This is a genomic window from Speluncibacter jeojiensis (assembly GCF_029589495.1).
Lineage (GTDB): Bacteria > Actinomycetota > Actinomycetes > Mycobacteriales > Mycobacteriaceae > Speluncibacter > Speluncibacter jeojiensis.
On the sequence record NZ_JAAIVF010000001.1, the window covers coordinates 585,958 to 604,927 of the forward strand.

Annotated in this window: 16 protein-coding genes; 7 read left to right on the forward strand and 9 right to left on the reverse strand. The window is 69.3% G+C overall.

The window, feature by feature from the left end:
* Positions 1-6: 6 nt before the first annotated feature.
* The 3 genes from G4X40_RS02710 to G4X40_RS02720 are packed head-to-tail and all read right to left on the reverse strand — an operon-like array spanning position 7 to position 2,975.
* Positions 7-489 carry an FABP family protein gene (locus tag G4X40_RS02710; protein ID WP_277831231.1) on the reverse strand — a complete coding sequence of 161 codons (483 nt, stop codon included), beginning with the start codon at positions 487-489 and terminating at the stop codon, positions 7-9.
* Between the two features lie 22 nt (positions 490-511).
* Complete coding sequence (locus tag G4X40_RS02715) at positions 512-1,447, reverse strand: oxygenase MpaB family protein (protein ID WP_277830004.1); 936 nt, start codon at positions 1,445-1,447, stop codon at positions 512-514.
* A gap of 4 nt (positions 1,448-1,451) precedes the next feature.
* Complete coding sequence (locus tag G4X40_RS02720; protein WP_277830005.1) at positions 1,452-2,975, reverse strand: aldehyde dehydrogenase family protein; 1,524 nt, start codon at positions 2,973-2,975, stop codon at positions 1,452-1,454.
* A 224-nt stretch (positions 2,976-3,199) separates the two neighbouring features.
* Here G4X40_RS02720 and G4X40_RS02725 point away from each other — a divergent pair, with 224 nt between their 5' ends.
* From G4X40_RS02725 to G4X40_RS02735, 3 genes are read left to right on the forward strand one after another with little or no spacing between them, the layout of a single operon-like run.
* Positions 3,200-4,357, forward strand: coding sequence for an acyl-CoA dehydrogenase family protein (locus G4X40_RS02725; protein ID WP_277830006.1), 1,158 nt, complete (start codon positions 3,200-3,202; stop codon positions 4,355-4,357).
* A gap of 33 nt (positions 4,358-4,390) precedes the next feature.
* Entirely contained in the window at positions 4,391-5,119 is a 729-nt protein-coding gene (locus tag G4X40_RS02730; protein WP_277830007.1) for a GntR family transcriptional regulator, read from the forward strand.
* A gap of 11 nt (positions 5,120-5,130) precedes the next feature.
* Positions 5,131-6,294, forward strand: coding sequence for an alpha/beta hydrolase (locus G4X40_RS02735; RefSeq protein ID WP_277830008.1), 1,164 nt, complete (start codon positions 5,131-5,133; stop codon positions 6,292-6,294).
* 1 nt (position 6,295) lies between these two features.
* On the opposite strand, the gene G4X40_RS02740 is transcribed toward G4X40_RS02735, so the two are convergent.
* Positions 6,296-6,886, reverse strand: coding sequence for a TetR/AcrR family transcriptional regulator (locus G4X40_RS02740; protein WP_277830010.1), 591 nt, complete (start codon positions 6,884-6,886; stop codon positions 6,296-6,298).
* A gap of 132 nt (positions 6,887-7,018) precedes the next feature.
* On the opposite strand from G4X40_RS02740, the gene G4X40_RS02745 reads away from it, so the two are divergent.
* From G4X40_RS02745 to G4X40_RS02755, 3 genes are read left to right on the forward strand one after another with little or no spacing between them, the layout of a single operon-like run.
* Positions 7,019-8,188, forward strand: a complete 1,170-nt coding sequence (locus G4X40_RS02745) for a phosphotransferase family protein (protein WP_277830012.1) — start codon at positions 7,019-7,021, stop codon at positions 8,186-8,188.
* Between the two features lie 11 nt (positions 8,189-8,199).
* The gene (locus G4X40_RS02750) at positions 8,200-9,333 is read left to right on the forward strand and encodes a hypothetical protein (RefSeq protein WP_277830013.1); all 1,134 of its coding nucleotides are present in this window, start codon (positions 8,200-8,202) and stop codon (positions 9,331-9,333) included.
* Between the two features lie 46 nt (positions 9,334-9,379).
* A complete protein-coding gene (locus tag G4X40_RS02755) occupies positions 9,380-10,222 on the forward strand; it encodes a tyrosine-protein phosphatase (protein WP_277830014.1) in 843 nt (280 codons plus the stop codon).
* A gap of 177 nt (positions 10,223-10,399) precedes the next feature.
* Here G4X40_RS02755 and G4X40_RS02760 read toward each other — a convergent pair whose 3' ends face one another.
* On the reverse strand, positions 10,400-11,026 hold the full coding sequence (locus G4X40_RS02760) for a TetR/AcrR family transcriptional regulator (RefSeq protein ID WP_277830015.1): 627 nt from the start codon (positions 11,024-11,026) through the stop codon (positions 10,400-10,402).
* Positions 11,027-11,121: 95 nt separating this feature from the next.
* On the opposite strand from G4X40_RS02760, the gene G4X40_RS02765 reads away from it, so the two are divergent.
* The gene (locus G4X40_RS02765) at positions 11,122-12,075 is read left to right on the forward strand and encodes an oxygenase MpaB family protein (RefSeq protein ID WP_277830016.1); all 954 of its coding nucleotides are present in this window, start codon (positions 11,122-11,124) and stop codon (positions 12,073-12,075) included.
* A 12-nt stretch (positions 12,076-12,087) separates the two neighbouring features.
* On the opposite strand, the gene narI is transcribed toward G4X40_RS02765, so the two are convergent.
* Genes narI through G4X40_RS02785 form a run of 4 tightly spaced genes read right to left on the reverse strand, consistent with a single transcriptional unit; the run spans position 12,088 to position 18,906 of the window.
* Positions 12,088-12,828: a respiratory nitrate reductase subunit gamma gene (narI, locus tag G4X40_RS02770; protein ID WP_277830017.1), complete on the reverse strand. Its 741-nt coding sequence runs from the start codon at positions 12,826-12,828 to the stop codon at positions 12,088-12,090.
* Complete coding sequence (gene narJ / locus G4X40_RS02775) at positions 12,825-13,520, reverse strand: nitrate reductase molybdenum cofactor assembly chaperone (protein ID WP_277830019.1); 696 nt, start codon at positions 13,518-13,520, stop codon at positions 12,825-12,827. The genes narI and narJ overlap by 4 nt, the downstream gene beginning before the upstream one ends.
* Positions 13,521-13,525: 5 nt before the next feature.
* On the reverse strand, positions 13,526-15,187 hold the full coding sequence (gene narH / locus G4X40_RS02780) for a nitrate reductase subunit beta (protein WP_277830021.1): 1,662 nt from the start codon (positions 15,185-15,187) through the stop codon (positions 13,526-13,528).
* On the reverse strand, positions 15,187-18,906 hold the full coding sequence (locus G4X40_RS02785; protein ID WP_408642098.1) for a nitrate reductase subunit alpha: 3,720 nt from the start codon (positions 18,904-18,906) through the stop codon (positions 15,187-15,189). The genes narH and G4X40_RS02785 overlap by 1 nt, the downstream gene beginning before the upstream one ends.
* Positions 18,907-18,970 lie beyond the last annotated feature (64 nt).

Sequence of the window (18,970 nt, forward strand, 5' to 3'; positions counted from 1 at the left end):
CCGGACCTAGCCGGCCCGCCGCAGCTCCGCGTGCAGGTGGTGGGTCATCGGCGTGGGTCCGTGCGCCATCCACAGGTCATAGGACAGCCGGTCGCCGTCGACGACCAGCCGGCGGCGGATGTCCGTGACCGGCTTGGCGGTCGGCGCGGCCGCAAGGGTGTGCATGACCAGTTCGAGTGCGCCGTCGACAAGCGGCCCGCGCTGGATCTCGACGAAGCCGGTCGGCTGACTCACCAGCAGTTCGACCACGCCGTCCCCGGACGGCCGCAGGTACCCGTTCTCGGTGTGCATGGGCTGCGTGCGCCCAGGCTTCCAGGTGCGCGACAGATAGGTCAGGAACGGCTTCCCCGGCGGGGCGGTGAAGCCGATCTCCTCCTCGTAGGTGAAGTCGTCGATCGTCGGGTAGTGGCCCTCGCCGCCGCCCACCCAGCGGCCGGCGAACGGCGCCAGCTCGCCGAGCGCCGTCAGGTCGGGGCGTCCGTCATCCATCGCAGCGTTCACGTCGTGAAGGCTACGCGCCGGCCCGGTGCAGGTGCCGTGGACAGCTCCCGAGGTCGCCGGGACGGTAGCCGTCGGGGTATCCGGGGTAGGTGTGGTTGTGCGGATCGTGCGTCAGTCGCGACGACCGGCGAACCGGCCACCACCGTTCCACCCGGCCCCGTGTACGCAGCGCCATCTCCGCCGCAGCGCGCAGCGTCGCCGAGCCGGTGGGGAACCCGAACGCCTCGGACATCTCCTCGTCGAGCATCGCGTAGACCCCGCGGGCGGCCAGCGGCCGCAGCGCCGTGGGGAACCACGAACAGAACAGCTCACGGGTATAGGTGCCGATCCGGTTGTTGTCGTCCGAGTAGCGGAAGTGCCGCTGCTCGTACTCGGACTTGAACCGCTGCAGTTCCTGGAAGGATTCGGGGATGTCCCGGATGCCCATCCGCGATCCGACCCCGCGGTAGTAGTGGAACGCGGCCAGCCGCTCCTTCGGATGCAGCCGGCGCCAGCCGAACCGGTCGATCCAGTCGAGCGGGTCGTAGATGAACGTCGACAGCACGTACAGCATGTCGTCGTTGGAGATCGTGTACCGGCTGTGCATGCGGTTGATGGCCCGCAGCGCCTCGTGGCCGCGCGCCGAGTCGTAGCCGTGTTCGAGCAGCTCCGCCATCAGCAGCGCGGTGTCGTCGTACCGCTTCTGCGGCCGGTGCTCGAATTCACCGGACCGTCGCAGTACCGCCGAGATGCTCGGCACGCAGTAGGTCCGCATCAGCGAGATCTCCAGCGCGCGCTCGTAGTCCCACGGGAACTCGTAGCCGACCGTGATCCGGTGGATGGTCTGCGCGTCGGCGGCCGGGTCGAGCGTCTCGATCAGCCGCACCCAGCCGTGCCTGCCGCGCGGCGCGGCGGGCCCGGCGGACTCGGGGGCTTCGGAGACCACCTGCAGGAAGGGTCCGGGCATGGGATCACCGCCTGCCGTGCCGGGTCTTGAGCATCCACGCGGAGACCTTCATGTCGCGTGGCTTGCGGGTCATCGTGAGCAGGTTCAGCGGCGCCGGGAAACGCTGCACGGTCACCGACTTGACGGTGCTGAACTCGCGCAGCCCGTCCGCACCGTGGATCCGACCGAAGCCCGAGTCCCCGACCCCGCCGAACGGCAGTGCCGGGACCCCGGCGAAGCCGAGCACCGAGTTGATCGTGACCGCGCCGGCGTGCAGCCGTTCGGCCACCGCCCGGCCCCGGTCCTTGTCGGCGGTGAACACCGAGGCGCCCAGGCCGTAGCGGGACGCGTTGGCCCGGCGCACGCCCTCGTCGAGGTCGACGACCTTGTTCACCGCGAGGGTCGGCCCGAACGTCTCCTCGGTCATCGCCGTGGAGTCCTCGGGGACCTCGGCCAGCACCACCGGATCGACATACCGCTCGTGGACCGAGTCGAGTCCGCCGACCACGGCACGCGCCCCGCCGGCGAGCGCGTCCCGGACGTGGTCACGCACGATCTGCACCTGCCGGCCCATCGTCATCGGCCCGTACGAGGCGGTCGGTCCGCCGCCCGGGCGCAGCGCCGCCGCGCGCTCGGCGACCGCGTCGAGGAACCGCTGGTAGACCGGTTCCGCGACGTACACGCGCTCGACACCCGCGCAGGTCTGCCCGCCGTTGCCCAGCCCCCCGAACGCGGCGAAGTCCGCGGCCGCGTCGATGTCGGCGTCCGCGTCGACGAGCATCGCGTCCTTGCCGCCGCACTCGGCGACCATCGGGGTCAGCGTCTCGGCGCACACCGCCATGACCTTCTTGGCGGTGGCCGTCGACCCAGTGAACGCGATCTTGTCGACGCCCGCCCGGCACAGCGCGGTGCCGGTCTCGCCCCGGCCGACGACCGTCTGCAGCACCGGTTGCATCGGCGCCATCGCCTGCCACGCGTCGGCCAGCCACACCCCCACGCCCGGGGTGAGCTCGCTCGGCTTGAACACCACCGCGTTGCCCGCCGCCAGCGCGTACGCGATCGACCCCATCGGCGTGTAGACCGGATAGTTCCACGGCCCGATCACCCCGACCACACCCAACGGCCGATAGCCCACCGACGACGCCTGGTTGGCGCTGACCAGCCCGGACGGGACGGTCCGCCGGCGCAGCACCTTCTGCGCGTGCTTGGCGGCCCAGTCGAGGTGCTCGACCGCGAGCATGACCTCGAGCAACGCGTCGTCCGCGGGTTTCCCGGTCTCCGCCGACACCACCGCCGCCAGCTCACCGGCCCGGCTCGCGATCACCGACTTGAACTCCAGCAGCCATTGGCGGCGCCCACGGAACCCTTGGACGTCCCACCAGTGCGCGGCCGCGCGTGCCCGGTCGACCGCGGCGGCGACCTCACCCTTGCCGGCGACCGGGTACTCGGCGAGCACCGTGTCGTCGCGGGGATCCAGGCTCGCCAGCGTCGGCTCCCCCTGACCGCCCCTCGGGGTGGGGATTCGGGCGTCAGCGACTTGCTCGGTCATCGGTCGGCATCCCTTCGGTTCGACATCACAGGTTCGACATCACGAGTTCGGTGATCACATCACATATATTTGATGTGATTTACTGTTGTCCGGATCACATTAGGTGGATACCGCCCGGTCCTCAACCCCGACTCGCCGGACCCGGCAATCGCCCGCCGCATCACTCCGAAAGCCACATCGCTCAGACCGTCCCCTCTCAGAACACAGTGCACAGGAGCCAGACGATGACGACCGATTTCACCGCACCCGACTTCACCGACGAGCAGTTCGCCTTCGCCCGCGCGGTCGGCGACCTGTGCCGGCGCGAGTGCGGCACCCGCGAGCAGCGCGACGCCCTCACCGACCGCGGCACGCACAACCACAACCAGGGCCTCTACGAGAAGATGGCCGCCCTCGGCTGGCTCGGGCTGAGCATCCCGGAGGAGTACGGCGGGGCCGCGGGCAGCACCGTCGACATGTGCATCCTGCTCGAGGAGGCCGCCCGCGGCATGGCCCCGATCGGCGGGCTCGGCCCGACGCTGATCACCGGCGCGGCCTACCAGAAGTTCGGCACCGAGCAGCAGAAGCAGACCGTGCTCGGCGGCATCGTCCGGGGCGCGTCGCAGTCCATCTCGATGTCCGAGCCGGAGGCCGGGTCCGATGTCGGCAACCTCAGCTGCAAGGCCGAGAAGACGTCCGCGGGCTGGCTGGTCAACGGACAGAAGACATGGTGCTCCAACGCCCACTTCGCCGAGAACATCCTGCTGGTGGCCCGCACGTCGCGCGGCGAGAACAAGCACGAGGGCCTGACCATGTTCCATGTCCCGGCCGACACCGTGGGCCTCAAGATCAGCGGGATCGACACCATGGGCGGCAAGGAGGTCAACGACCTGTACTTCACCGACTGCGAGCTGCCCGCGGACGCGGTGGTCGGCGAGGTCGGCGCCGGCTGGCGGCAGCTGATGACCGGACTGAACATCGAACGGCTGATCCTCGCGGCCATGATGCTCGGCGTCGCCGAGCGTGCCTTCGACGACACACTCACCTTCATCACCACGCGCAAGCAGTTCGGCCGCCCGGTCGGCACCTTCCAGGCGCTGCGCCACCGCATGGCGGACCTGGCCACCGAGATCGAATGCGGCAAGCTGCTCGTCTACCACGTCGCTCGGATGGTCGACGAGAACCCGGCGAAAATGTTCCCGCGCGAGGCCTCGATGGCCAAGCTCAAGCTCACCGAGACCGCCAAGAAGGTCGCCCTGGACGGCATGCAGATGATGGGCGGATACGGTTACGCGACCGAGTTCGACATGGAGGGCCACGTCCGCAAGACCCTGGTCTCGTCGATCTACGGTGGCACCAACGAGATCCAGCGCGACATCATCGGTAAGACGTTCGGACTGTAGCGCCACGGAGGCGACCCGGCGAAGGAGGAAGCAATGGCGGCACCTGCACGCAGTGGTGCGGCATTGCGGCGGCGCCCGCAACTCTCCGACCAGGTGGCCGGACACGTCCGGGCGTGGATCATGTCCGGACAGGTCCGGCCCGGGGAGTTCATCCGGCTCGACGAGACCGCGGCCGAGCTGGGCGTGAGCGTCACCCCCGTCCGGGAGGCGCTGCTCACCCTGCGTGGAGAGGGTCTCGTCGAGTTGGTCCCGCACCGCGGTTACGTGGTCTCGCCGCTGAGCCGGGAGGACGTCACCGACATCTTCTGGCTGCAGGGCCGGCTCGCGGTCGAGCTGGCTCAGCGGGCGGCGCGCAAGATCCGCCCGGAGGTCGTGGACGAACTCGAGCACGTCAACGACGCGCTGCGTCGTGCGGTCGCGGCGGGCGAGACCGACGCGGTCGCCGACCTCGAGTTCGAGTTCCACCGGTTGCTGAACCTGACCGCCGGGGCCCACAAGCTGGCCTGGTTCCTGCACAACGCGATCCGCTACACCCCACACCGGCTCTACGCGGCCGACGCGGAGTGGGGTGCCCTGGCGGTCGACAGCCACGAGCGACTGCTCGAGGCACTGCGCGGAGGCGACCTCGACCAGGTCGCCGAGCACACCCGGATCCAGTTCACCGACGGCGCCCAGCGCCTGCTCGCGCACCTGGAACAGGCCGGCATCTGGGACGAGGCGGCCGAGGGACCCGTGGCGGCCCAGTCGCCCGGCGGCGACTAGGGTCGGCGCATGTGGACACCCTGGCGCTGACGAGTTGGTGGCCCCTGCGGGCACCGCTGCTCGTCGCGGCGATCGCCGTCGTCGTGCTGCTGGTGTGGCGGGGCCGGCGCTGGTGGTCGCGGGCCGGGCTGACCGCCCTGCTCGTGCTGCTGCTGCCACTGAACGTCCTGACCGGCGTCAACGCGTATTTCGGTTACTTCCGCACGGTCGGCGAGCTGAGCGGGTCGGCGGGCGACGACGCCACCACCCTCGCCGCGATCGACGCCATGAGCCCGACCGCGCGCACGTTGCCGACGCACGGCGAGGTGCTGTCCGTCGACATCCCGGGAACGCGCTCGCACTTCCGGACCCGGCCGGCACTGGTCTACCTGCCGCCCGCCTGGTTCGCCCACAACCAGCCGCACCTGCCGGTGCTGATGCTGCTGCACGGAACACCCGGTGCGCCGTCGGACTGGGTGGACGGCGCCGAGGCGACCGGCACGCTCGACCGCTGGGCGGCGGCACACCACGGCGTCACCCCGGTGGTGGTGATGCCCGACGTCAACGGCGGGTTCACCGCCGACACCGAGTGCGTGGACGGGCCGCCCGGCAACGCCGAGACCTACCTGACCTCCGACGTGCCGGACTACGTCGAGCACAAGTTCGGGGTCGCGCCGCCCGGGCGCGCCTGGGCCATCGGCGGGCTGTCCGAGGGCGGCATGTGCGCCGCGATGCTCACGCTGAGGCACCCCCAGTTGGCGTCGACGTTCGTCGACCTCAGCGGTCTGGCCGGTCCCCGCACCGGGTTGACCAACGCGGTCGGCGGCACCGTGTCCGCCCTGTTCCACGGCTCGCAGCCGCAGTTCGATGCGCACGAGCCGGCCTGGCTGCTCACCCACGACCGGTACCCCGCCGTTGCGGGCTGGTTCGAGGCCGGTGGACAGGACGGTCCGGCCGTCGACGCCGCGCGGTTGCTGGCCGCGCTGTCCGCTCGGGCCGGGATCACCACCCGCCTGACGGTCGTGCCCGGTGCCGAACACACCTTCACGCTGTGGCACAGCGCGCTCGCCGACGCGCTGCCCTGGATCGTCGCCCGGGTGGACGGCCGCACGCCGGCGACCGGTCCCACCACGCGATCGCCGGCGATCGTCGCGAAGACACCGACGATCATGGTGGCCGACACCGCGCACCGGTGAACTAGTCGGCCAGCACGCCGTGCAGCAGCAGGTCCGCCAGCGACTCCGCGAGCCGGTGCTGATCGTCGACGTCGCGCACCGACAGCGCGAAGATGGCGGTGCCCGCGATGACGTCGAGCAGGGTGTCGGAGTCGATCCCCGACCGCACCCTCCCGTCGGCGATCGCCTCGTCGAGGCGTCGCCTCAGCTCGTCGCGGACTCCCGCCAGCGGCTGGTCCACGAGCAGGTCGTGCAGCTCGGGGTCGCCGCGGGTCTCGCTCATCAACCCGGGCACCGCCGCGCGGGTCGCGGGACTGCCGAAGAGCTCGACCGCGCCGGCGGCCAGCAGCGCGATGTCCTCCTCGACGTCCCCACCGCTGCCCTCGGGTCGGGTGAGCCGCGGGTAGATCGCATCGTGGACGATGTGCGCCTTCGACGGCCACCGCCGGTAGATGGCCGGACGGCCGACCCCCGCACGCCGGGCGATCGCATCGATCGAGGTCCCGGAGTACCCGCGCTCGATCAGCAGCTCCCGGGTGGCGTCGAGCACCGCCGTGTCGATGGCGGCGTTGCGCTGCGGCCCGAGCCGGTGCTGCCCACCCGCACCCGTCATGCGCCCCGCCCGATCATCGACAGCATCTGGTCATCTCCCTGCCCTTGCATTCGCCTGTGACGGCCGTTACATTGTGACATCACTTCAGTCGTTACGGATTGTATCGACAACTGTGCAGCCCAAGGACATGCCATGACTTCCGCATACGAACGCGAAGACGGCGACTTCGCCGAACTCGCCCGCCCCCACGACTCCCGCAACGATCCCGAGCTCACCGGGACCCGTCTGCAGCAATGGCTGGCCGGGCAGTTGCCGGCCGAGGCGTCGCCGGCCGTCACCGACGTCCAGGTGCCCGAGGCCAACGGCATGTCCAACGAGACCGTGCTCTTCGACGGCCAATGGAGCGAGAACGGCACGCTCACCCATCACCCGCTGGTCGCCCGGGTCGCCCCCGCCGCCTCCGCCGTCCCGGTCTTCCCCACCTACGACCTCGACCGCCAGTTCCAGGTGATGCGCACCGTCGCCGAGCACTGCACGGCCCCGGTGCCGCAGGTGTACTGGTCGGAACCCTCCCGTGAATCGCTCGGCGGCGAGTTCTTCGTCATGGCCCGGGTCGACGGCGAGGTGCCGCCGGACGTGATGCCGTACAACTTCGGGTCCTGGCTGACCGAGGCCTCGGACGACCAGCGCGCCCGGCTGCAGGAGGCCTCCGTCGGCGTGCTCGCCGAGTTGCACTCGATCACCGAACCCGCGGACAAGTTCCCGTATCTGGCTCCACCCGAGGGGATCTCACCGCTGCGGCACCACGTCGACGAGCAACGCCGCTACTACGAATGGGCCAGCGCCGACGGTCCCCGCTCGCCGCTGATCGAGGCCGGTTTCGACTGGCTGGAGCAGCACTGGCCGACCGACGAGGGCCCGACGGTGCTGTGCTGGGGCGACGCGCGCATCGGCAACATCATGTACCGCGACTTCACCCCCGTCGCCGTGCTGGACTGGGAGATGGCCTCGCTGGGACCGCGCGAGCTGGACCTGTCGTGGATGATCTTCCTGCACAGGTTCTTCGAGGACATCGCCACGCTCGCCGGGCTGCCCGGCCTGCCCGGCTTCCTGCGCCGCGACGACGTGTGCGCCCGCTACCGCGAGCTGACCGGATACGAACCTCGCGACCTCGACTTCTACACCCTCTACGCCGCGCTGCGGCACGCGATCATCATGTTCCGAATCCAGTCGCGGGCGGCGGCGTTCGGCCAGGCCGAGGCCCCCACCGATCCGGACGACATGATCATGCACCGCAAGGCACTCGAGGCCATGATCGACGGAACCTACTGGGCCGGAATCGCATCGGCGGGCCCGCAGTGACGCTCTCACCGATGGACGACTACCCGGTCCATCAGATCGCCGAGGTGATCCGCCATGTCGGTACCTCGGACCGCAACTTCTACGACCGCTACTACTTCAACGCGCACCCCGGTGCGGAGGCGACAGCGGATTCCCCGTTCCTCATCGTCGGCCTCGGCCAGTACCCGAACCTCGGCGTCGTAGACGGGTTCGCGGTGCTGCGCCGCGGCGAGGACCACATCGTCTTCCGCGCATCGAAGGCGCTCGGCGACGACCGGATGGACGTGTCGGCCGGGCCGCTGCGGATCGAGGTCCTCGAGGGCCTGCACCGGTTACGCGTGGTGCTGGAGCCGAACCCGGAGCAGCCGGGCCTGTCGTTCGACCTGACCTTCACCGCGGATGTGCCGGCGTCGTTGGAGGCGAGGCACTTCCACCGTCAGCTCGAGCGGGTCACCTTCGACACCCAGCGGTTCGTTCAGACCGGACACTGGCGCGGCGAACTGGTCGTCGACGATGAAGCGATCGCGGTCACGCCGGGCGTGTGGCACGGCAACCGCGACCGATCCTGGGGTGTGCGCCCGGTCGGCGAGGCCGAACCGCCCGGTCGCCGCGCGGACGCGGCGGTCACGGCCCAGCAGAACTTCTTCTGGATCTACTCGATCATGCAATTCGGCGGGTTCTCGGTGATCGTGATCGTTCAAGAGGACGCCCACGGCCGACGGATCGTCGAGGACGCGACCCGGGTGTGGGCGGACCGCAACCGCGAGCCCGAGTGGCTCGGCCGTCCCGAACACGAGCTGACCTTCCGGCCCGGCACCCGCGAGGTAACGGCCGCCCGGCTCACCTTCCACCGGCCCGGCCGCGAGGCGCTCACGGTCGAGTGCGAGCCGGTCGTCCCGCACTACCTCGGGGTCGGCACCGGCTACGGACTCGAGCAGGACTGGCGGCACGGCATGTGGCAGGGCGAGCTGATCGTGCAGGGGCTGCGGCACAAGGTGCCGGAGATCGAGGACTGGATGAAGTTGATGTGTCCAGTCGACAACCTGTCCCGCTTCACCCTCACCGAGGAAGGTCAGAAGTACTCCGGCACCGGACTTTTCGAGGTCGCGGTGATCGGCCCCTGCGAGAGCTACGGCTTCACCGGCTACGGCGACACCGCGGGGTGAGCACAACAGTCATCGCGCACCCTCTCGCACGACGAACGGAGAACCTGTGACCACTCGACCGACCCGCACCGCCGCCACCCTCGCGATCGCCGCTGCGCTGGTCGCCGCGCCCGTGCCCGCACTGGCGCTGGCATCCCCCGCCCCCGTGCTCACCGCCGCGCAGACCACATTCGACCGGTCGTTGCACCTGGCGGGCGCCTCGAACGCCCGCGACATCGGCGGCTACGAGACCACCGACGGGCACACCGTCAAGACGGGTGTGGTGTTCCGCAGCAACGCGCTCGACAAGCTGACGGCCGCCGACCTGACCAAGCTGCAGGACCTGAACGTGCGCACGGTCATCGACTTCCGGACGGTCTTCGAGCGGGCGCTGGCGCCCGACAAGCTGCCCGCTGGGGCGAGCGGGTACTGGGACGACGTCGTCGGCGGCAGCGGCAACCCGGCGAACTACCTGACCATGCTCGACATGCCCTCGTTCTACAAGCTCATGGCCACCGACCCCGGTGCAGAGAAGGCCTTTCACAGCGCGTTCACCCAGATCATCGACTCCCCCGGCGCCTCGCTGTACCACTGCACCTCCGGCAAGGACCGCACCGGCTGGATGACCGCCGTCCTGCTGACGATCCTCGGCGTCCCGCGCGACACCGTGAACGCCGACTACATGCTCAGCAACCAGTACCTGGCCGGGGGCGGCGGGTCGGGCAGCGCCGGATCGCTGGGCAACACCGGCTCGCTCGGCGCGCTGCAGAACACCGTGCAACAGGCCTGGCTCGACGACGCCTTCGGCGCCGCCACCGCCGAGTACGGCAGCTTCGACAACTACGTCTCGCAGGGGCTCGGCCTGACCGCCGCCGACATCGCCGCACTGAAGGCCAAGCTGCTCTCCTGACACCCAGACGTCGTCGCATCACCACGCCGCCGCTGCGCCTATCCACACACAAACCGACCCGAAAACGTGGAAACCACGGATCGCGCGGGATTTCTGTGGGGATAGGCGCGCTGTCAGGCGCAGGGCGCACGGAGTGCGAAGGTGCCGGCACCGGCGCCGGTGCCGAGAACGCCCGACCTACCGCACTCCCGTGATCATCGGCACCAGCACAGCCTCGGCGAACACGCGCATCTGAGCCGACGTCTGCACGACGGGCGGGCCGTCGGGCGTGAGCAGCAGCGACTGCGTCAGCCGCGCCAGCACGCCCGACAGCGCCTCGATCTCGGCCGGATCGGTCGATCCGCCCGACCGTTCCCGGATGCGCTCGATCCGCTCGGCCACGAACGCACTCGCCAGCTGCAGCACGCCGCCGGCGCCGAGCGTGAGCGAGCGCAAGGTCTCGTCGCGGTCGACCTCGAGCAACTGGTGCAGCAGACGGTTCTCGCGCAGCGCGGTGAGCGTGATCGTGAAGAAGCGCACGACGTACTCGCCGAGGTCGTCGGTCTCGACGTCGCCGAGCCCGGACTCGATCTCGCCGAGCACCCGACCCGCCTCGTAGAGGAAGGCCGCGCCGACGATGTCGCCCTTCGGCCCCAGACGCCGGTACAGCGTGGCCCGGTTGACCCCGGCGCGGCGGGCGATGTCATCGGTGCTGGTGCGCCGGACCCCGGTCAGCGCGAACTGCTCGAGCGCGGCCTCGATGATGCGGGTGTCCTCGCCGGACTCGTCGGCGCCGAGCAGCGCGAGCAGCGGATTGGTCGTCATCGCAGTCCAAATTACCCGCCGGGCCCTTGCCAATGCGTCGCAACCGTGCAACGTTCTACGTTGATACGTTGCACAGCTACCGAGGGGAGTCGACCGTGGCGATCAATCTTCCGGCGATCGGGGCGAGCACCGAGAAATCCGGCCACGGACGCCACGAGAAGCTCCCGTCCGCGGCGGCCGACCTCTGCTCGGCCGCCCCCGGCACAGTGGACCTCGGCTCGGTGGACATCGGCTCGGTGGACATCGGCTCGGTGGACATCGGCGACTTCATCGGCGAGTCGTTCCTGTTCCTCGGCGCAGGCTCGACCGTGCTGCTCCAGCTGGCCTTCCCCGGTGTGGGTCACGGCGTGGCGGACCACAGTTCGACGCTGCACCGCCCGATGGACCGGCTGCGCACGACGATGACCTACGTCTACGCGGTCACCCTCGGCACGCCCGACGAGCGGCGCGCGATCGTGCGGATGGTCAACAAGGCGCACGTGCCGGTGCACTCCGAGCCCGACGGGTCCGGCACGACCGTGCCCTACAACGCGTTCGATCCGCAATTGCAGCTGTGGGTGGCCGCGACGCTGTACAAGAACGGGGCCACCCTCTATGAGCGTTTCTTCGGCCCGCTCGACGACGCCTCCGCTGAACGCCTGTACCAGCAGTCCGCGGTGTACGGCACCGCGTTGCAGGTCAAGCCCGACCAGTGGCCGGCCACCCGCGAGGAGTTCGAGGCCTACTGGCAACACACGCTCGACACGCTCGAGGTCGACGACAAGGTGCGCCGGTACGTGCACGCGCTGCTGCACGGCGGCGACTCACCCTGGATCGTGCGGCTCGGGCTGCCGCTGAACCGGTTCGTCACCACCGGCCTGCTCCCCCAACGGGTCCGCGACGAGCTGGAACTGCCGTGGGGACCGCGCGACCAACGCCGCTTCGACCGTTTGATGACCACGCTGCCGAAGGCCTACCGGCTGGTCCCGCGCCGGGTGCGCTGGCTCCCGTCGAGCTACTACCTGTGGGACATGCGTCGTCGCCTGCGCGGCGGCCGCCACCTCATCTGATCCGGTGATCCGCTACCAGCCGCGGCGGCGCGGAGCCGAGCCGAGCAGCTCATCCTTGGGCGCCTTGCCACGAGTGCGGTAGACGACATACGGGCGGAACAGGTACTGGACCGGCGCGCTGAACACGTGCACCAGCCGGGTGAACGGCCAGATCGCGAACAGGATCAGCGCGATCGTCACGTGGATGTGGAATCCCAACGGCGCCTCGGCCATCAGCGCACCCTCCGGGTGCAGATACCAGATCGAGCGGAACCACGGCGAGACGGTCTCGCGGTAGTTCATCGCCTCGTTCGCCCGGTCGATCTGGCCGATGATCGTCACCGCAGTGCCGGTGACGATCGCGCCGGCCAGGAAGACGTACATGGTCTTGTCGTTCTTCGTGGTCGCGGTGAACACCGAGGCCTGGGTGCGCCGTCGGAAGATCAAGATGCCAAGTCCGACAATGGTCGCGGCGGCGGCGATCAGGCCGAAGAAACCCGAACCGAAGTGGTAGAGGTTCTCGCTGATGCCGACCGCGTCGGTCCACGACTGCGGGATGACCAGGCCGATCACGTGACCGACGATGACCACCAGGATTCCGTAGTGGAACAGCGGGCTGCCGATCCGCAGCAGCCGCTTCTCGTACAGCTCGGACGAGCGGGTGGTCCACCCGAACTTGTCGTAGCGGTAGCGCCACCACAACCCCACGATCAGGACCGCCAGGGCGACGTACGGGATCACGTCCCAATAGATCGCGGCTGCAGAGGTTTTCATCGGGATCCTCCAGTGGGGTGTAGCGACCCGGTGCTGCGCAGGGATGCGGTCAGCGACTCGAGCGGGACCGTCACCTGATACGGCGTCAGCCCGACGGCCTCCGCCGGCGGACCCTGCGCGGCGATCCGCGCGGCCTCGGCCCGGGCCTCGGGCAGGTCGGGAACCGTGCGCAGCACCGCCTCGACCACCGCGGCGTAGGGCGAGCCGATCTCGGCGAGCGCGTCGTGCAGCAGGAGCAGTGCGGGCTGGTTGGTGCCCAGCAGCAGGGCGCCGACCTTCGCGTCGACGGTCGCGGCGAACTCCAGCACGACCGCCAGGTGATCGGGCAACTCGTCCTGCGGCGCGGTCACGCCCGCATCGCGGTAGGCGTGCAGGAACCCGAGCAGCGCGTTGCCGCGGCCGCGGGTGTCGCCGTCGGTCCAATAGGTCAGGAACAGCGAGCGTTTGCGCTTGAGATCGAACGTGTCGACGTAGTTCGTCTGCACGGCGAGGTCGTCGAGACGACCCAACGCTGCGGTCGCCTCGGTCAACGGATCACGCAGTCGCGCAGGTAGTTCCATGACGGCACGCTCCACCAGATCGAGCCGCGCCCGGTGCCCGGCATCCGGGTAGGCCAACAGCAGCGACGCCGCCTGCCACACCGTGCACCGGTACCGTTCGTCGCCCGGTTGGGGCGTTTCCCACCACTGCATCTCGCTCAGCCCCGCTCGCCCGGCTTGGTGGTGGGGAACAGCCCGTCGGGCACGCCGTTCCCGTCCCAGTTGAGCAGGTTCACCCGGCGTCCCTCCCCCTGACTGGTCTCCGAGGTCTGCCGGTCCTTGAGCGCGTGGAAGGTCTCCACCGCGACCGGCACCGGGGCGCCGCTGACCTCGCCGAACGGTCCCGAGCCGGTCATGTACATGCCGGGGCCGCCGTCGTAGTCGAGCGCACACTCGGTGACCGACTCCTCGAGCCGGTGGCCCTCGTTCGCGTAGGCGGTGGGGATCACGTACCGCGCCTCGTACTTGGCCAGCGCCAGCAGACGGTACATCTCGTACATGGTGGCCTCGTCCATGCCGACGGCCTCCGGGATGTGCGCCTGCGGTTCGCGGCCGAGGTTGATGTCGCGCATGTACGAGCGCATCGCCGCGAGCGTGTGCAGCACCCGGTCGACCTCGCCGACGTCGCCGGCGGTGAACAACCCCGCGAGGTACTCCTTCGGGATGCGCAGCGAGTCGATGGCGCCGAACAGGTTTCCGACGTCCTCCGCGTCGTGACCGTCGCGGGCGATCGCGTCGACCACCGGCGAGAGCGGCGGCACGTACCAGACCATCGGCATGGTGCGGTATTCCGGATGCAGCGGCAGCGCGACCTTGTACTTCTTGATCAGCGCGTAGGTCGGCGACTTCGCCGCCGCGTCGATCCACTCGTCGGAGATGCCGGACTCACGCGCCCCGGCGATGACCGCCGGATCGGTCGGGTCGAGCAGCACGTCCAGGTGCGCCGGATACAGGTCCTGCTCGTCCTCGACCGACGCGGCCTCGGTGACCCGGTCGGCGTCGTAGAGCAGTAGTCCGATGTAGCGCAACCGGCCCACGCACGTCTCCGAGCAGACGGTCGGCAGCCCGACCTCGACCCGCGGATAGCAGAACGTGCACTTCTCGGCCTTGCCGGTCTTGTGGTTGAAGTACACCTTCTTGTACGGGCAGCCCGACACGCACATCCGCCAGCCGCGGCACTTGTCCTGGTCGACGAGCACGATGCCGTCCTCGGCGCGCTTGTACATCGCACCGGACGGGCACGACGACACACACGACGGGTTCAGGCAGTGCTCGCAGATCCGCGGCAGGTAGAACATGAAGGTCTGCTCGAGCTCGTACTTGATCTTCTCGCTGACCTGCTTGAGGATCGGATCGCCCGGCACGATCTCCGGGCTGCCGCCGAGATCGTCGTCCCAGTTCGCCGACCACTCCACCTTCATCGGCTTGCCGGTGATCACGCTGTGCGGCCTGGCCACCGGGACGTGCTCGCCGAGCGGGGCGCTGGTGAGGTTCTCGTAGTCGTAGGTCCAGGGCTCGTAATAGTCCTGGATCGACGGCAGTTTCGGGTTCGAGAAGATCGTCGCGAGCTTCTTGAACCGGCCGCCGGCCCGCAACCGCAGCCGGCCCTTGCTGTCGCGGATCCAGCCGCCCTCCCACTTGTCCTGGTCCTCATACGTTCTCGGATAACCCTGACCGGGACGGGTCTCGACGTTGTTGAACCACACGTACTCGACGCCGGCCCGGTTCGTCCAGGCCTGCTTGCACGTGACCGAACAGGTGTGGCACCCGATGCACTTGTCCAGGTTCATCACCATCGCCAACTGGGCCATGACGCGCATCAGTAGGTCACCTCCTGCGAGCGGCGACGCACGATCGTGACCTCGTCGCGTTGATTGCCGGTGGGCCCGAGATAGTTGAAGGCCCAGCTGTTCTGGCCGTATCCGCCCGCCAGGTGTGACGGCTTGATCAGGATCCGGGTGAGCGAGTTGTGGATGCCCCCGCGCTTGCCGGTCGTCTCGGTCAGCGGCACGTCGATGGTGCGCTCCTGCACGTGGTACACGTACACCACACCCTCGGGCATGCGGTGCGAAACGATTGCGCGACAGACGAACACGCCGTTGCGGTTGACCGCCTCGAGCCAGTCGTTGTCCTTGACGCCGAGCTTGGCCGCATCGACCGTCGAGATCCACATCGTCGGGCCGCCGCGCGAGAGCGAGAGCATCAGCAGGTTGTCCTGGTACTCGGAGTGGATCGACCATTTCGAGTGCGGGGTCAGGTACCGCAGCGTCAGCCCGACACCGTCCTTGCCGGGATCGCCGACTTGCGGCTCGCCGAACAGCCGGTGCAGGTCCAGCGGCGGGCGGTAGGTCGGCATCTGCTCGCCGATCTCCTCGAGCCAGTCGTGGTCGATGAAGAAGTGCATCCGCCCGGTGGTGGTGTGGAACGGTCGCAGCTCCTCGATGTTCTGGGTGAACGGCGCATACCGTCGCCCGCCGGTCTCGCTGCCCGACCACTCCGGGCTGGTGATCACCGGCACCGGTCGCGCCTGCGTGTCCTCGTAGGTGATCACCTTCTCCTCGGCGCCCTCGGCCAGGTGCACAAACGGCTTGCCGACCCGTTCCTCGAGGGCCTTGAACGCCTTGACCGCGACCTTGCCGTTGCTAACCCCGGCCAGCGTGAGCAGCGCGTCGGCCCACTTGATCGGCGTGTCGAGGGCCGGTTGGCCCGCGCCGGCGCCGCGGTCCATCACCCCGTTCTTGGCCTTGAGCGCCTCGACCTGCTCGCCCACGTCGACGGTGTAGCCCTTCCAGCTGATCCCCGCCTTCGCCGTCAGCGGACCGAGCGAGGCCCACTGCTGGGCGATCGCCGGATAGTCGCGCTCCACCACCGCGATCGGCCCCATCGTCCTGCCCGGGACCGGTACCTCGCCGGTCTCGCGCCAATCCCGCGGGACGCCGCCGGGACAGGCGGTCTCGCCGGGGGTGTCGTGCTGCATCACGCCCATCACGACGTCCTTGCGTACGCCCAGGTGCTGCTCCGCCATCAGCGAGAAGCTCGTCGCGATCGCCTGGAAGGCGTCGAAGTCGGAGCGGGTCTCCCACGGCGGGTCGATCGCCGGCGAGAACGCGTGCACGAACGGGTGCATGTCGGTGCTCGACAGGTCCGCCTTCTCGTACCAGGTCGCGGCGGGCAGGACCACGTCGGAGAACAGCGTCGTCGACGTCATCCGGAAGTCGATCGACATGACCATGTCGAGCTTGCCCTGCGGGGCGTCCGGCTGCCAGACGACGTCAACCGGCCGCAGATGTTCGGGGGTCTCCTCGGCGAGCAGGTTCGAGTCCGTCCCGAGCAGGTGCCGCAGGAAGTACTCGTTGCCCTTGCTCGACGAACCGAGCAGGTTCGAGCGCCAGATGCTGAGCACCCGCGGCCAGTTACGCGGATCGTCCGGGTCGGTGACCGCGAGCTTGAGGTCCCCGCAGTGCAGTTGCTGCGCGACGTACTGCGGCACCGCCACGCCCGCCTCGGCGGCCTCGCCGGCCAGGTCGAGGCTGGACCGGTCGAACTGCGGGTAGAACGGCGACCACCCCATCGCGGCCGCGGAGGCCAGCACGTCCATCGTGTGCTTGCCCTTGAACCGGCCGCGCCCGAGCGGGGTGGACAGCGCGTCGGCGCGGTACCAGTCGTAGCGGTACTGGTCGGTGTGCGCGTACCAGTACGACGAGCCGGCCTGTTGGCGTGGGGGGCGCGCCCAGTCCAGGCCCATCGCCAGCTGGGTCCAGCCCTGCACCGGACGCAGCTTCTCCTGCCCGACGTAGTGCGCCCAGCCGCCGCCGTTGCGGCCCATCGAGCCGGTGAGGATCAGCAGGGAGAGCACCGCCCGGTAGGTCGCGTCGGCGTGGAACCACTGACAGATGCCGCCGCCCATGATGATCATCGACCGACCACCGGAATCGACTGCGCTGTCGGCGAATTCGCGGGCAATCCGGGTGGCCTGCTCGGCGCTGACGCCGGTGATGCCGGCCTGCCACGCCGGGGTGTACGGCTCGGCCGCGTCGTCGTACCCAGTGGGCCACACGCCGGGCAGTCCCGGCCGGACCACGCCGTACTGGGCCAGCATGAGGTCGCCGGCCGTGCACACCAGGTGGCCGGCGATCCGCCGCACCGGCACGCCGCGGTGCATGACCTCGGCGTCGCCGCCGGGGGTGTCGAACCGGGTGAGCAGCACCTCGACGGCGGCGCCCGCGTCCTGGCCCTCCGCGACGGATGCTCGATTGTCGCCCTCCGCGACGGACAGCTGCGGGACGATGCCCTCGAGGTCCAGGTTCCACTTGCCCTTGCCGGACTCGGTGTAGCGGAATCCCAACGAGCCGTTGGGGACCGCGGTCTCGCCGGTGCGGCCGTCGATCAGCACGGGCTTGAGCTCGGCCCCCTCGGAGGCGTCGCCGAGGTCGGAGGCCATCAGCCGCTTGCCGGTGACGTACGCGCCGTCGCGTTCCTCGAGCTTGATCAGGAACGGCAGGTCCGTGTACTTCTGCACGTAGTCGATGAAGAACGGCTCGCGCTTGTCGACGAAGTACTCCTTGAGCACGACGTGGCCCATCGCCATCGCCAGCGCGGCGTCGGTGCCCGCGGTGCACGGCATCCACTCGTCGGCGAACTTGGTGTTGTCCGCGTAGTCCGGGCTCACCGTGACGACCTTGGTGCCGCGGTAGCGGACCTCGGCCATCCAGTGCGCGTCCGGGGTGCGGGTGACCGGGACGTTCGAACCCCACATCAGCAGGTAGGCGGAGTTCCACCAGTCGCCGGACTCCGGCACGTCGGTCTGGTCGCCGAACACCTGCGGCGAGGCGACGGGCAGGTCCGCGTACCAGTCGTAGAAGGAGTTCATCACGCCGCCGATGAGTTCGATGAACCGCGATCCGGCGGCGAAGGAGATCATCGACATCGCGGGGATCGGCGAGAATCCCGCGACCCGGTCGGGGCCGTACTCCTTGATCGTGTGCACGTGCGCGGCCGCGACCATCTCGACGGCCTCGTCCCAGGTGATCCGGACCAGGCCGCCCTTGCCGCGGGCCTGCTGGTACTTGCGACGGCGCACCGGGTCGGCCTGGATGTCGGCCCAGGCCAGCACCGGATCCTTCAGGCGGGACTTGGCCTCTCGGTACATCTCCACCAGCAGGCCGCGCGCGTACGGATAGCGCACCCGGGTCGGCGAGTAGGTGTACCAGGAGAACGACGCGCCGCGCGGGCACCCGCGGGGCTCGTACTCGGGACGGTCCGGACCCACCGACGGATAGTCGGTCTCCTGCGTCTCCCAGGTGATGATCCCGTCCTTGACGTAGATCTTCCACGAGCATGAGCCGGTGCAGTTGACGCCGTGGGTCGACCGGACCACCTTGTCGTGACTCCAGCGGTCGCGGTAGAAGATGTCGCCTTCCCGTCCGCCGACCTTGGTGATCGTCCGATTGTCCTTGGACACAGTGGATCTGCGGAAGAACCTGCCACTGTCGACCAGCAGATCGGCGAGCGGGCCGTCTGTACCGGGCTTGTCCGTCACGACACTCTCCTCACGATGCGGGCGCATCACTACTACGAACTGTAGTACTCAGGCGATGGGGACA

Coding starts and splice junctions, on each gene's coding strand:
- G4X40_RS02760 (WP_277830015.1), bottom strand. CDS start 11,026: ATGACGACCAATCCGCTGCTCGCGCTGCTCGGCGCCGACGAGTCCGGC.
- G4X40_RS02725 (WP_277830006.1), top strand. CDS start 3,200: ATGACGACCGATTTCACCGCACCCGACTTCACCGACGAGCAGTTCGCC.
- G4X40_RS02750 (WP_277830013.1), top strand. CDS start 8,200: ATGGACGACTACCCGGTCCATCAGATCGCCGAGGTGATCCGCCATGTC.
- narH (WP_277830021.1), bottom strand. CDS start 15,187: ATGCGCGTCATGGCCCAGTTGGCGATGGTGATGAACCTGGACAAGTGC.
- G4X40_RS02745 (WP_277830012.1), top strand. CDS start 7,019: ATGACTTCCGCATACGAACGCGAAGACGGCGACTTCGCCGAACTCGCC.
- G4X40_RS02730 (WP_277830007.1), top strand. CDS start 4,391: ATGGCGGCACCTGCACGCAGTGGTGCGGCATTGCGGCGGCGCCCGCAA.
- narI (WP_277830017.1), bottom strand. CDS start 12,828: ATGAAAACCTCTGCAGCCGCGATCTATTGGGACGTGATCCCGTACGTC.
- G4X40_RS02720 (WP_277830005.1), bottom strand. CDS start 2,975: ATGACCGAGCAAGTCGCTGACGCCCGAATCCCCACCCCGAGGGGCGGT.
- G4X40_RS02740 (WP_277830010.1), bottom strand. CDS start 6,886: ATGACGGGTGCGGGTGGGCAGCACCGGCTCGGGCCGCAGCGCAACGCC.
- G4X40_RS02710 (WP_277831231.1), bottom strand. CDS start 489: ATGGATGACGGACGCCCCGACCTGACGGCGCTCGGCGAGCTGGCGCCG.
- G4X40_RS02715 (WP_277830004.1), bottom strand. CDS start 1,447: ATGCCCGGACCCTTCCTGCAGGTGGTCTCCGAAGCCCCCGAGTCCGCC.
- narJ (WP_277830019.1), bottom strand. CDS start 13,520: ATGCAGTGGTGGGAAACGCCCCAACCGGGCGACGAACGGTACCGGTGC.